This is a genomic window from Comamonas sp. Z1, from assembly GCF_008121555.1.
Classification (GTDB): Bacteria; Pseudomonadota; Gammaproteobacteria; order Burkholderiales; family Burkholderiaceae_C; genus Comamonas; species Comamonas thiooxydans.
On record NZ_VOQT01000008.1, the window covers coordinates 125,258 to 137,271 of the forward strand.

Genomic DNA, 12,014 nt, shown 5'->3' on the forward strand with positions numbered 1-12,014 from the left:
CCGGATAGCGGGCCGGCTTCTACAATCGCTCCATGCATTGGCGCGCACACCCTCCTCGGCACAAACCGGCAGCCCTTCTGGTTCGCAGGGTGCTGGGTGCGTGGTTCTGCGTGCTGCTGGTCAGCATGCTCACGCCCTGGGCGCGCGCCACGCCGCCTGCCGGCTGGGAGGCTGTGTGCACGGCCAGCGGCAGCACACACTGGGTGCCCAGCCCCGCCAGCGACGATGCCGCCACCCCACATGGACTGGATTGCGCGCTGTGCCTGCCGCTGCTGGCGCCGCCGCCAGCGCAGCAGCCAGATCCTGGCAGTCACCGCGCCGTTGTCGATGCCCGGCCCTGGGCCGATGTCGCTCACAGAGCTTTTGTCTCCACCCTGCCGCCCGTACGTGCGCCGCCCTTTGAAACCCTGAAAAACATAGCTGAGGGCGCTTGATGGTCAAGCGTCTCAGATCGATTTGAGATTGACACGACTTATGCAAATCGGGCTCAAGCAAGGGCTTGGTTTCAAGGGGACCATCTTGATGCACTCTTGTTTGCGTAAGTCCAGACTGAATTTGAATGGAGATGGTTTCATGAATACGCGTCGTTTTACCGTGATGGCCCTGGGTTCGCTGGTCGCTTCGCTGCTGGTTTCGGGGGCCGCCTGGGCCCATGCCGATGCGGCCCATGTCAAGGTCGAGAACGCCTGGGCCCGCGCCAGCGTGGCGGGTCAGCAGGCTTCGGGGGCCTTTATGCGCCTGACGGCCCAGGAGCCGCTCAAGCTCGTGGGTGTGGAAACCACGGCCGCCGCCGTGGCCGAGGTGCACGAGATGAAGATGGAGGGCGATGTGATGCGCATGCGCGCCATCGAGGCCCTGGATCTGCCTCAGGGCGTGGCCGTGGATCTCAAGCCCGGCGGCTATCACCTGATGCTGCAGCAGCTCAAGGCCCCGCTGGTCAAGGACAGCCAGGTGCCCGTGACCCTGGTGTTCAAGGATGCCAAGGGCGCAGTGTCGCGCCTGAGCCTGCAACTGCCGGTGCGCGTGGCCGCCCCTGCGGCGGCCGGTGCCGGGCACCAGCATATGGGTCATGGCGCTCATCAGCATTGATGACTTGAGCCAGGCGCGCGACCTGCTCCCTTGTTTGCAGCAAACATCGCAAGTGCAGTAAGCTAGTTCCGCGTCCGGTCTTGTCCGGATGCGGATTCTGGTATCCATCCCTGCAGTGGAGAGCACTATGAGCGGCGACGCATCGGCATTTGGTTTCGGCAAGTTCATTCCCGGCTTTGATTTTCTGCAGGGGCTGGCGCAAAGCGCTGGCGCTGCGGCCAATCCCATGGGCCGCGTGCCGCAATGGGTGGCTCCCACCGTAAGCGTGGAAGAGGTTGACAAGCGCATTGCCGAGCTGAAAGCCGTGCAGTTCTGGCTGGAGCAAAACAGCCGCGCCCTGGCTGCCACCATCCAGGCGCTGGAAGTGCAGCGCATGACGCTGTCCACGCTCAAGGACATGAATGTCAGCATGAGCGAGCTGGCCAAGTCCTTTCCTTTCCCTGGTGCAGCGCCGGCAGAGCCCGCAGCGACCGGCAATGCCGGCTGGCCCATGGGAAGTGCCACGGCCAAGGCTGCGGTTGCAGAGCCGCTGGCAAGCCCTGCGCCCGAGCCTGAAGTACAGGCTGCGGCGCAAGAGGAGCAGAACCATGCCAAGGCTCAGGCAGAGCCGCCTTCTCAGGCTGCCTTGAACCAGGCCATGCAATGGTGGGGAGCGCTGACCCAGCAGTTCCAGCAGATTGCGGCCAAGGCCATGGTAGAGCCCGTTCCGCCCGAGACGCTGGCCGCTGCCCAGCGCGCCACCGAGATGGCCAGCGGTTTTGCCAAGTCCACCATGGAAAAGGTGATGGCACAGGCAGGCGGTTTTGGCGCTGCAGCTGCGGCAAAAACTGCGGCGACAGGTGCGGCAAAGAGCGCCGCGGCAGCCGAGCCCAGGCCTGCACGCAAGGCGGCGGCCAAGACCGGTCAACCCAAAACGGCAGCCAGCAAAACGGCAGCCGCTAAAAAAACTGCTGCCAAGCAGCCTGCCGCCAAAAAGACTGCAGCCAAAACCTCTGCTACCTCGCGCAAGCCCTGAGCAATCCCTTCCCGCTAAGGTGGAAAATCGTGGATGCAAGGCATCCACGCTCCAGCAAGAACAGGAGGGCTTATGTCACTGTTTCCCGTCGCTCATGCCAGCCATGAAGACTGGCGCGCTGCGACTGAGCAAGTCGTGCTGCAGCTGCGTGGGCAGTTGCTGCGCCAGTCACTGCAGCCGCACCGGCTGGGTCTGGTCTATATCGCGCAGGGGCTGGTGCCCCATGCGCAGCCCTTGCTGGCGCTGCTGGCGCGCGAGTTGCCCCAGGTCACCGACTGGGTGGGCAGCTCCGGTCACGCCGTACTGGCCATGGAGCACGAGTATTCCGAAAGCTCCTCGCTGGCGGTCATGCTGCTGGACCTGCCTGCCGCCCATTACCGCGTCTATTCCGGCGTGGCACCGCTGGCGCAAAGCGGTGCCGAAGCCGGATTCGAGGCGCATTCGGCCCTGGTGCACTCCAGCATCGATCAGCCTGATCTCGCTGAGTTGCTGCTGGAGCTGTCCGAGCGCATCAGCTCTGGAAATCTGTTCGGGGCGCTCAGCAGCGAGCAGGGCGTGCAGTTCGCCTGTCGTGCCGAAGACCTGCCCCGGCTGAGGGCGCAGGCCAGCGTCGGCATTTTTCATGCCGGCTTTTCCGGCGTGGCCTTCGATGCCGATGTAGCCTGTATCTCAAGACTGGCCCAGGGCTGCGCGCCTTTGGGTGCGGGGCTCGAAATTACCGAGGCCAGAGGCCCGGTGGTGCTGGAGCTCGAAGGCGAGCCTGCCTTGCCCCGACTGCTGCAGATGCTGGATGTGGAAGCCAGCCCCAGCGCAGGAGGCGGCTGGCAGGCTGCGCTGTCGCAACTGCGCAAGACACAGGCCGCGATTGCCCCGCTGGGCCGGGGTCTGGAGCGCGGCGCGCTCACCGACGAGGCCCAGGTGCTGCATATCGTGGGGCTGGATCCGGTGCGCCAGGGCGTTGCGCTGTCGTCGCCCGTGGAGGCCGAGCATACGGTGATCTTCTGCCAGCGCCAGAGCAGCGCGGCCCGTCATGAGCTGATGCAGATGGGCGCGGCCCTCAAGGATGCGCTGCAGCCCGACTTTGCCGATGCCGGCCCCGAGACCATGGCCGAGGCGGCCCAGCCCCAGCATATACGCGGTGCGATCTATGTGAGCAGCAAGGGCCGAGGCAGCGAGCTGTTTGGCGGAGCCGATGCCGAGCTCAAGCTGCTGCGCCATGCGCTGGGGCCGGTGCCTCTGATCGGCCTGGTGGCCGAGGCACAGCTGATGGATGCGCATGTGCATCAGCTGGCCGGCGTGCTGACGGTGTTCACCGGTAAATAGCCTGAAATTTGATAGCTGCTAACGTTTGATTCAAATGGTTTTCAAAATCAATTGACTCTGAAGTCATGAATTAATCGGCACAAGCAGCTATCAAAAAAAGATGTTCACCCCAAAAGCTGGCGCGGCCTGAAATCAGCGATGCCGAGCAAGAGCCGTGTCGCGGCGATGGCATCGTCCCCCTCCGCGAAGCAGAGAGGGGGAAGCGGCGGGGCCGCTCAGGGGGTGGAATACAGTTCCACGCCCAGATTCAGCATCAGGCGATTGGCCCAGCCGAACAGTGCGGCTGAGTGCAGCATGTCCAGGATTTCCAGATCGGACAGACCTGCATCACGCAGCGGCTGCAGATTCTGCGGACCAAAGCCGCCCGGCGCACGCGTCAGTGTCAGCGAAGCCTGGATGATGGCGCGCTCGCGGGCATTGGTGCCGGCGGTTTCGGGCTCGTCAAACAGCTGGGCCATCACATCGTTGCGCTTGGCCAGCTGCTCGAAGCGCTGGGCATGCACCGAAGCGCAGTACACGCAGCCGTTGGAGCGAGAGACGGCCGTGGCCGCCACTTCGCGCTCGGCGCGGGACAGGCCGCCGGGCGCATACATGATGGCGTTGAAGGCCTGGGAGCGCTCCAGCAGCACCTGGGGCTGGCGGGCCAGCAGCAGATAGAAGTCCATGCTCTTAGCCTTGGGGTGGCTGACTTCCAGCACATGCTGCTGCTCGGGCGTGGCGGTGCGGGGGTCCAGCACCTGCAGCCAGGCCTTCCAGTCCAGCGTTTCGCTGGTGAAGCCGTTGCGGCGCAGCGGCTCGCCGGGCGGCGGCAGGTTGGCGGGGTGGACAAAGGGCGCGGCATCGACAGGCTGGGCGGCAGGCGCTTCGGTCACGCCGCCCAGCTCGCCCATGGCCTTCACACCCGCCAGTAGGCGGGCCTGATAGGCCACAAAGCCGATCAGCTGGGCCAGCAGCACGGTGTCGTTGAGCGACAGTCCGGCGGCTGGAATGGCCAGCAGCGCAGCCTGATCGCTCTGGGCCGGGTTCAGGGCCAGCGTGCGCACAAAGTGCAGCATGGCGTCCAGGCGCGCATTGCCGGTCTGGGCGCCGGGCTGATCGAGGATGGAGCGCAGCTCGGGCGTGATGGCGTCGCCCAGGGCCTCGGCGCGCGCACGGTATTCGGCTTCCAACACGGTCACGCCGCTGACGCGGGCCTGTTCGGCAGCCAGCACCAGGCGCTCGGCCTGGGTCAGCGCGCTGTCCAGTTGATTGCCCAGCAGCAGGTCTTCGCAGGCCTGGGTGGCCAGAGCGACTTTTTCGCGCTCGTGGCGGGTGGTGAATGTGGGGCTGCCTTGCTCAAGGCCGGCCAGTCGGTCTATGGTGTCTGTCATGCGAAGTCTCTTGATTTAGGGTTGCAGCTGGCGGATGCGTGCGGCGCTGTCGGCGGCGGTCCATTCCGTGCCGTCCAGTTCGGGCTCGGCATAGGCCTTGAGCTTGTCGAAGTGCTGCTCGATATCGTTCAGATAGAACAGCGAGGCCAGACCTTGCGCGAGCTTGCGTGCTCCGTCGCTGATGGCGGGAATATCGCCCGACACCGTGCCGTGCGAGAGCGCAGCGGGGTAGCAGAAGCAGTGGATCCGGTCGAGACCGGGTAGCTCGCCCTGGAACTCGAACAGCGGCCCCAGATCGGGTGATGCCGACAGCTCGGCATCCTCATCGCCAGTCTCGGGCGTGAAGCGGCTGTTCCACAGCTTTACATGCGGCGCGATGTCGGCAAACTCGGGACGCAGGCTCCAGTCGATGGCAAAGCCCGTAGAGACGATGAGAAAGTCCAGCACGAACACGCCGGCCGAGGTCTGCACCTGCAGCTTGTTGCCCGCTTTTTCCACACTCTGCACGGCGCAACCCAGGTTGAAGAAGGCGTTGTCATGGCGCGAGACGCGCAGCGTGCTGCCGTGCGGCGGCGGCACCTGCTGGGCGTTGATGTAGTGGCGGATGCGCCATTTCCAGGCATCGGGCAGCAGATACTGGCCGTGGGTCAGGCCGGGCACGCCCGAGCCCTTGGACTTGTTGATCAGCGGCAGCTGCTGGCGGCGGATCAGCATGTCCACGCTGGCCGCGCCGTTTTCGAGAGCCGTCGCCGCGCTGTCCATGGCCGAAGCCCCGGCACCGACCACGCCCACATGCTTGCCCGCCAGCGTGGCGTAGTCCATGGCATCGGAGGAATGGGCCCAGAACTTCCTGTCCACGCCCCGCATGAAGGCGGGAACCGTGGCGCCGCCCAGACCGTCGCGGCCCGTGGCCAGCACCAGGCGGCGGGTTTGCCAGGTGGCGGTCACGCCATTGGCCTTGACATCGACTTCCACCACGCCATCGGCCTGCGGGCGCACGGAAACGACTTCGTGGCCGTTGCGCACGTCGGCATTGGTCACGCGGCGGTACCAGCGCAGATAGTCCATCCACTGCAGGCGCGGGATCTTGTCCAGCACTGTCCAGGCATCGAGACCGAACTGGGCGATGAACCAGGCGCGAAAGGACAGGGCTGCAACCCCCATGGCAGGGCCGGTCAGCTCCTTGGGCGAGCGCAGGGTTTCCATGCGCGCCGTGGTGGCCCATGGGCCTTCGAAGTCTGGCGCAGACCTGTCCAGCAGCACGGGCTTGATGCCGACCTGCTGCAGCGCCATGCTGAGCGCGAGACCGGCCTGGCCGGCGCCGATGACGAGCACGTCATGCACCGGCAGTCCCTTGCGCGTGGAAGGGGGAATCCAGGCCTTGGCAGGCCAGCCCAGAGTGACGAAGTCGTCACGCAGGCGTTCTTCCAGCGTTGCCAGTCCCGATGTGGTGGCTGTCGTAGAAGGTGAAATTGACATAGCTAAAACCCAAAAGCGCCTGAGGCTTGAGCCGCAGACGCATCAAACAAACACCGATAACTTAACACTGCTTGAACTCGAAGCAGGACCAAGCGAGAGACACCGAGAAAGGGCCTGGGCGGCCCCGCCGCCCCGCACCGAGGGTGTCGTTCCTCTCCCTTGGCGCGCAGCGCGTAGAGAAAGGGGGAAGCGGCAGGGCCGCTCAGGGGGTGTTAGTCAATACTGATTTTGGCATCCTTGACCACCTTGGCCCATTTGATGCGATCTTCATGCACGGTCTTCTTGAACTGCTCGGGTGTCTCTTCGCGGATGGTGTTGCCCTGGGAGACAAAGCGCTCGCGCACCTCGGGCTGCTTGAGCACGTCGTTGACCGCCAGGTTGAGCTTCTTGATGATGACCGGGTCCGTGCCCTTGGGCGCGAAGATGCCGAACCAGATGGAGCTGTTGAAGCCCTTGGTGCCCGGCAGGCCGCTGGCGGCAATGGTGGGCACTTCCTTGACGGCTTCCACGGGCTTGGCAGTGGTCACGCCCAGCAGGCGCACCTTGCCGGCCTTGTAGTGGCTCAGCACGGTCTGCACCTGGTTCATGATGCAGCAGGTCTCGCCGCGCAGCACCGAGGTGATGGCTTCGGGGCCGCCCTTGTAGGGCACATGAACCATGTCCAGGCCCAGACGCGAGTTGAACTCGGCAAACGCCATATGGGTGCCTGCGCCATTGCCGGTGGAGGCGTAGTTGTACTTGCCGGGATGGGCCTTGACCTCGTCAACGAACTCCTTGAGGTTCTTGACGTTGATCACATTGGGATTGATGGTCAGCACATTGGCTACGTCCACCAGCGGTGCCACGGGCACAAAGTCGGCCTCCACGTCGAAGGGCAGCTTTTTGTAGAGCGCGGCATTGCTGCCATGGGTGGCGGCGGTGCCGAAGTAGATGGTGTAGCCATCGGGCTTGGCGCGGGCCACGAACTCGCTGCCGATATTGCCGGCGGCGCCGCTCTTGTAGTCAATGATGACGGGCTGGCCCAGAATCTTGCCCAGCGGCTCCTGCGCCACGCGGCCGATCACGTCCACACCGGAGCCTGCGTTGAAGCCCATGATCATGGTGATGGGCTGATGCGGATAGCTGGCGGCGCCGGGGTCGGCCGCCTGGCTGGCCAGGGGAAGCAGGGCGGCGGCCGCCGTTGTGGCAACAAGACCGGAGATGAAACGGGGCAGCAAACGCATGATGGGACTTGTCCAGAGGAACCTTGAATGCTGTGAATTGTGTCCGTAATTTAATGATTTGCTTCTATATGCTTATGCAGCATTAAGCTTGTGGGGTTAATGCAAAAAAGCCCAGATCTCTTGCGAGACATGGGCTGAAATCCGCTGGAAAGTGATGACTCGGAAGGCCAGCGGAGGGAGCGATCAAGGCCTAAAGCGTCAACAGGCTTTTAGCGGCGATAGGGGTTGTGGGGGTTGCGGTCATGGCGGTTGGGCACGCCGTCGCCATCCCTGTCCCAGCGGCTGGCGCGGTAGTCCCAGCGGTTGCCGTGCTGCACCCAGACGGGCTGGCGGTACACATAGCCGGGGCGGTTCTGCACCCAGTGGCCGGCGCGCCAGACATGGCGATGGCCGCGCGGCTCCCAGTAACCCGGAGCCCAGACATAGCCACGGCGCGGAGCGGGCACGGCTTCATAGCGGACCGGGGGCGGTGCGTTGAACTGCACGTTCACATAGGCGCCCTGGCTGGCACCCGCCCAGTAAGCGCTTTGGGCCTGTGCGCTGCCGGCAAAGCCCAGCAAGGCGAGTGCGCCTGCGGCAGCGACGGTATGGATGGTGTTGCGGATTGTCAGCATATACGCCTCCTTCATGGGTAGCGGGTTGCCAGTGGGTCCAGGCATCCCTTGGGCTCCATGTTGGAAGGCCAGCGTCAACCGTGGGTTGCCGCCGTGCGAAGTCTTGCAATCTTGTGTGTCTGCTTGGTGAAGAATGTATAAAACAGGCGGCTGATGCAGATGCAGCAAGCGCATTTAGCTACATATTTGGGAGTGGCCGTCTACCGGCGCAAGGCCGCAAAGGCGGGCAGCTCCCATTTGCGCATGCCCAGCACCAGGGTGTAGCCCTCGATCTTGTTGGGCCCCAGGCGCTGATCCTGCAGATGCTGCTGCGAAAAGTCCTGACCGATGCGCTGGATGCGTTCCACGAAGCTGGGCGCCAGGCTGGGGGCGATGGAGCCATGCACCAGCAGCATGGTCTCGTCCTCGCCGGCAAAAGTGCCGCCGAAGTAGTCCAGCACGGCGTTCTCGCGGAAGAAGTCCATCACCGGGCCGTTGGTCTGCCAGCGGAAGGTCTTGGCCAGGCGCAGCTTGTAGCGGTTGCCGGGACGCAGCTCGATGATGCCGATGCGGTCCAGCTGTGCCAGATAGCCGATGCCCTCGGGCTCGCTGATGCGGTAGGTGGCGACTATCTGCTCCAGCGTCCATTGGCTGAGCACGCAGATGGCCGTGAGCAGCAGCTTGCGGTCGGCAACAACGGCAATCTCCTGCTCGCGCGTGATCTGCTGCAGCAGCGGTCGACTGTCGGCCACATTGCGGGCCAGATCGGCAAAGTCTAGGTGCAGGGCGCGGCAGATCTCGTCGATGCGCGACAGCGGCATGTCGCCCTTGGCCAGCATGCGCTTGACGCTGGATTCGGCCATGCCTATGGCTTGGGCCAGGTCGGCATAGGTCATCTGCGCGGCCTTGAGTTCTTTCTTGATGGCGGTGACGAGATCGGCGGTTGTGCTCATGGTATCGGTTGGTAGTACTGGCAGTGCAGCGATATGGCGCAAGTTTAGAAGATCGATGCCGTTGAACCGGCGGGTTTCCATACTGCGCGGCAAACACAAAGGGACGCACCATGCAACTGCACAACTCATCGATACCGGCCGTGGAAATGACGAGCCCCGAGACCTCGGGCACGCTGGAGCAGCGCTTTGCCTTGTTCGGGGGCATGGCCTTGCTGTTCACGCTGGCGCTGCTGATGCCTGGCATGGCTCAGCCCGAGCACTACCACGCCTTTGCCGACCGGCGCGGCTGGCTGGGCGTGCCGCATGCGGCCGATGTGTTGAGCAATCTGGGGTTTGTGCTGGCGGGACTGGCGGGCTGGGTCGCACTGGCGCGTGCCGACTATCAAAAGCTCAACGGCACGGCGCGTGCCCTGTGCGCCCTGTTCTTCACGGGCCTGCTGTGCTCGGGGGCAGGGTCTGCGTACTATCACTGGGCACCGCAGGATTCGAGCCTGGTCTGGGACCGGCTGGGCATGAGCCTGGCTTTCGCCGGCTTGCTGGGCCTGGCGGTACAGACGCGCATTGACGACATCAGCGCCCGCATCACTGCCGGAGTACTGCTGGTGGCCGCACCTGCCAGCGTGGCGGTCTGGGCGCAGACCAGCAATGTGCTGCCCTGGGTGCTGGTGCAAGGCGGCGGCATGCTGACTCTCCTGTGGCTGGCCTTTGTGGCACCGCGTCGTCATGCGCTGCCCATGGAGCTGGGCTGGGTTCTCGGCTTGTACCTCGTTGCCAAGCTGCTGGAGTTCTCGGACGGCGATGTCTTCGATGTGACCGCGCACTCAATCTCCGGCCACAGCCTCAAGCACTGGATGGCCGCCGCTGCCGCATGGCCTGTGCTGCGTGCCTTGCTCCAGTGGCGCGAGTCGTAATATTCATAGCGGCGGGCGCATGTTCAACAAGCGTCAGCCGCATAAAACCTACAAAAAAATCCGGGCAAGTTGGCACAATGCCAGCAGCGCCACAGGGAGAGATCCATGAATTCCACGCCGACCGTGCATACGGCCGCCGCTGCACAGCAGCATGCCCACCCCAACCAGTTCGCCCTGCTGGGCCAGCGCCGCTTTGCGCCGTTTTTCTGGACGCAGTTTGCCGGTGCGGGCAATGACAATCTCTTCAAGTTCGCCTTCACGGTGATGGTTACCTATCAGCTCAGCGTCTCGTGGCTGCCGCCTTCCATGGCGGGCCTGGTGATCGGTGCGCTGTTCACCCTGCCTTATTTGCTGTTTTCGGCCACTTCGGGGCAACTGACCGACAAGTGGGACAAGACCCGCATGTTCCGCCTGGTCAAGAATCTCGAGATCGCCATCATGTTGATCGCGGCCTGGGGCTTTGTCCAGGCCAATGTGCCGGTGCTGCTGCTGTGCGTGTTCCTCATGGGGCTGCACTCCACGCTGTTCGGCCCCGTCAAGTTCGCCTATCTGCCCCAGGTGCTCAACGACCGCGAACTCACGGGCGGCAACGGCATGGTGGAGATGGGCACTTTTGTCGCCATCCTGCTCGGTCAGGTCGCTGGCGGCCTGCTGATCGCCGTGCCCGAGGTCGGCCATATGCAGGTCGCCATGGCCTGCGTGGCCGTCGCGGTCGTGGGCCGCATCTGCGCGCAGTTCATCCCTCATGCGCCGGCGACCGATCCGGGCCTGGTCATCAACTGGAACCCGTTCACCGAAACCTGGCGCAACCTCCAGCTGGCACGCCAGCAGCCCGTGGTGTTTCGCTCGCTGCTGGGCATCAGCTGGATGTGGTTTTTCGGCGCGGTGTTTCTCTCGCAGTTCCCCAGTTTCGCCAAGGAGGTGCTGCATGGCGACGAGCATGTGGCATCGCTGCTGCTGGTGATCTTCTCGGTAGGCATAGGCATCGGCTCGCTGCTGTGCGAAGTGTTCAGCCGTCGTCAGGTGGAGATCGGCCTGGTGCCGCTGGGCGCGATTGGCATGAGCGTGTTTGCGATTGATCTGTTCTTTGCCACGCGCGCGCTGCCGCCCTCCGAGTTGATGGGCGTGAACGCCTTTTTTGGAGAGGCCAAACACTGGCGCGTGATGCTGGATCTGGGCCTGCTTGCGCTGTCGGCGGGCATCTACAGCGTGCCCATGTATGCGCTGATCCAGATGCGCAGCCAGCCCACGCACCGCGCGCGCATCATCGCGGCCAACAATATCCTGAACGCGCTGTTCATGATCGCCTCGGCCGTGCTGGCCGGTGCCCTGCTGGCCGCAGGTTGCAGCATTCCCCAGGTGTTTCTGATCACCGGCATTGCCAACGCCATCGTGGCGCTCTACGTGTTCCTGCTGGTGCCCGAATATCTGCTGCGCTTTGTGGCCTGGGTCATCACCCACTTTGTCTACCGCTTCAAGGTGCGCGGCGACGAGCATATTCCGCGCGATGGTGCGGCCGTGCTGGTCTGCAACCATGTGAGCTTTGTCGACGCCATCTTGCTCATGGCGGCCAGCCCGCGCCCCATCCACTTCGTGATGGATCACCGCATCTTTCAGACGCCGGTGCTGGGCTGGCTGTTCAAGCTGGCCAAGGCGATTCCGATCGCGCCGCACAAGGAGGACCCTGCGACCTATGAAGCGGCTTTTGCGCGCGCCGCAGAGGTGCTGCGCGAGGGCGATCTGCTGGCCATCTTCCCCGAGGGCGGCATCACCTTCAATGGCGAGCTGCAACCCTTCAAGGGCGGCATCATGAAGATTCTCGACCATGCGCGAGACGACGGCCTGCAGGTTCCCGTCATTCCCATGGCGCTGACCAATCTCTGGGGCTCCTACTTCAGCCGCATCGAGCTGCGCGGCGGCAGGAATGTGGCCATGGTCAAACCGCTGCGCCGCGGCCTGTTCAATCGCGTGGGGCTGGAAGTGGGCGAGCCCGTGGCGGCTGCCTCTGTCACGCCGGCCCTGCTGCAGCAGAACGTGGCGGATTTGCTCCGGCGTTGA

Annotated in this window: 11 protein-coding genes; 6 read left to right on the top strand and 5 right to left on the bottom strand. The window is 64.1% G+C overall.

Translation table 11 applies throughout. The features are described from left to right. Window positions 1-32: 32 nt before the first annotated feature. The 4 genes from FSY45_RS15785 to FSY45_RS15800 all read left to right on the top strand — a co-directional run bounded on the left by FSY45_RS15785 (window position 33) and on the right by FSY45_RS15800 (window position 3,427). The gene (locus tag FSY45_RS15785; protein WP_046461454.1) at window positions 33-434 is read left to right on the top strand and encodes a hypothetical protein; all 402 of its coding nucleotides are present in this window, start codon (window positions 33-35) and stop codon (window positions 432-434) included. A 139-nt stretch (window positions 435-573) separates the two neighbouring features. Then, entirely contained in the window at window positions 574-1,089 is a 516-nt protein-coding gene (locus FSY45_RS15790; protein ID WP_003065656.1) for a copper chaperone PCu(A)C, read from the top strand. A gap of 127 nt (window positions 1,090-1,216) precedes the next feature. After that, window positions 1,217-2,104: a PhaM family polyhydroxyalkanoate granule multifunctional regulatory protein gene (locus FSY45_RS15795; RefSeq protein ID WP_046461453.1), complete on the top strand. Its 888-nt coding sequence runs from the start codon at window positions 1,217-1,219 to the stop codon at window positions 2,102-2,104. 72 nt (window positions 2,105-2,176) lie between these two features. Then, window positions 2,177-3,427 (top strand): FIST N-terminal domain-containing protein, encoded by a 1,251-nt coding sequence (locus tag FSY45_RS15800; protein ID WP_003065653.1) that lies wholly within the window; start codon window positions 2,177-2,179, stop codon window positions 3,425-3,427. A gap of 215 nt (window positions 3,428-3,642) precedes the next feature. Here FSY45_RS15800 and FSY45_RS15805 read toward each other — a convergent pair whose 3' ends face one another. From FSY45_RS15805 to FSY45_RS15825, 5 genes are all read right to left on the bottom strand, one after another. Further along, complete coding sequence (locus FSY45_RS15805; RefSeq protein ID WP_003065652.1) at window positions 3,643-4,797, bottom strand: peroxidase-related enzyme; 1,155 nt, start codon at window positions 4,795-4,797, stop codon at window positions 3,643-3,645. Window positions 4,798-4,812: 15 nt separating this feature from the next. After that, window positions 4,813-6,276, bottom strand: coding sequence for an NAD(P)-binding domain-containing protein (locus FSY45_RS15810; protein ID WP_046461452.1), 1,464 nt, complete (start codon window positions 6,274-6,276; stop codon window positions 4,813-4,815). A gap of 212 nt (window positions 6,277-6,488) precedes the next feature. Continuing rightward, complete coding sequence (locus FSY45_RS15815) at window positions 6,489-7,499, bottom strand: tripartite tricarboxylate transporter substrate binding protein (RefSeq protein ID WP_046461451.1); 1,011 nt, start codon at window positions 7,497-7,499, stop codon at window positions 6,489-6,491. 209 nt (window positions 7,500-7,708) lie between these two features. Continuing rightward, the gene (locus FSY45_RS15820; protein ID WP_003059306.1) at window positions 7,709-8,113 is read right to left on the bottom strand and encodes a YXWGXW repeat-containing protein; all 405 of its coding nucleotides are present in this window, start codon (window positions 8,111-8,113) and stop codon (window positions 7,709-7,711) included. A gap of 200 nt (window positions 8,114-8,313) precedes the next feature. Next, on the bottom strand, window positions 8,314-9,045 hold the full coding sequence (locus FSY45_RS15825; RefSeq protein ID WP_003065639.1) for a helix-turn-helix transcriptional regulator: 732 nt from the start codon (window positions 9,043-9,045) through the stop codon (window positions 8,314-8,316). Between the two features lie 110 nt (window positions 9,046-9,155). On the opposite strand from FSY45_RS15825, the gene FSY45_RS15830 reads away from it, so the two are divergent. Together FSY45_RS15830 and FSY45_RS15835 are read left to right on the top strand one after the other, a co-directional pair. Further along, the gene (locus FSY45_RS15830; protein ID WP_046461450.1) at window positions 9,156-9,956 is read left to right on the top strand and encodes a hypothetical protein; all 801 of its coding nucleotides are present in this window, start codon (window positions 9,156-9,158) and stop codon (window positions 9,954-9,956) included. Window positions 9,957-10,061: 105 nt separating this feature from the next. Then, complete coding sequence (locus FSY45_RS15835) at window positions 10,062-12,014, top strand: MFS transporter (protein ID WP_003065635.1); 1,953 nt, start codon at window positions 10,062-10,064, stop codon at window positions 12,012-12,014.

Excerpts from the sequence above, each read along its gene's own strand:
- FSY45_RS15785 (WP_046461454.1), top strand. The coding sequence starts at position 33 with ATGCATTGGCGCGCACACCCTCCTCGGCACAAACCGGCAGCCCTTCTG.
- FSY45_RS15790 (WP_003065656.1), top strand. The coding sequence starts at position 574 with ATGAATACGCGTCGTTTTACCGTGATGGCCCTGGGTTCGCTGGTCGCT.
- FSY45_RS15795 (WP_046461453.1), top strand. The coding sequence starts at position 1,217 with ATGAGCGGCGACGCATCGGCATTTGGTTTCGGCAAGTTCATTCCCGGC.
- FSY45_RS15800 (WP_003065653.1), top strand. The coding sequence starts at position 2,177 with ATGTCACTGTTTCCCGTCGCTCATGCCAGCCATGAAGACTGGCGCGCT.
- FSY45_RS15805 (WP_003065652.1), bottom strand. The coding sequence starts at position 4,797 with ATGACAGACACCATAGACCGACTGGCCGGCCTTGAGCAAGGCAGCCCC.
- FSY45_RS15810 (WP_046461452.1), bottom strand. The coding sequence starts at position 6,276 with ATGTCAATTTCACCTTCTACGACAGCCACCACATCGGGACTGGCAACG.
- FSY45_RS15815 (WP_046461451.1), bottom strand. The coding sequence starts at position 7,499 with ATGCGTTTGCTGCCCCGTTTCATCTCCGGTCTTGTTGCCACAACGGCG.
- FSY45_RS15820 (WP_003059306.1), bottom strand. The coding sequence starts at position 8,113 with ATGCTGACAATCCGCAACACCATCCATACCGTCGCTGCCGCAGGCGCA.
- FSY45_RS15825 (WP_003065639.1), bottom strand. The coding sequence starts at position 9,045 with ATGAGCACAACCGCCGATCTCGTCACCGCCATCAAGAAAGAACTCAAG.
- FSY45_RS15830 (WP_046461450.1), top strand. The coding sequence starts at position 9,156 with ATGCAACTGCACAACTCATCGATACCGGCCGTGGAAATGACGAGCCCC.
- FSY45_RS15835 (WP_003065635.1), top strand. The coding sequence starts at position 10,062 with ATGAATTCCACGCCGACCGTGCATACGGCCGCCGCTGCACAGCAGCAT.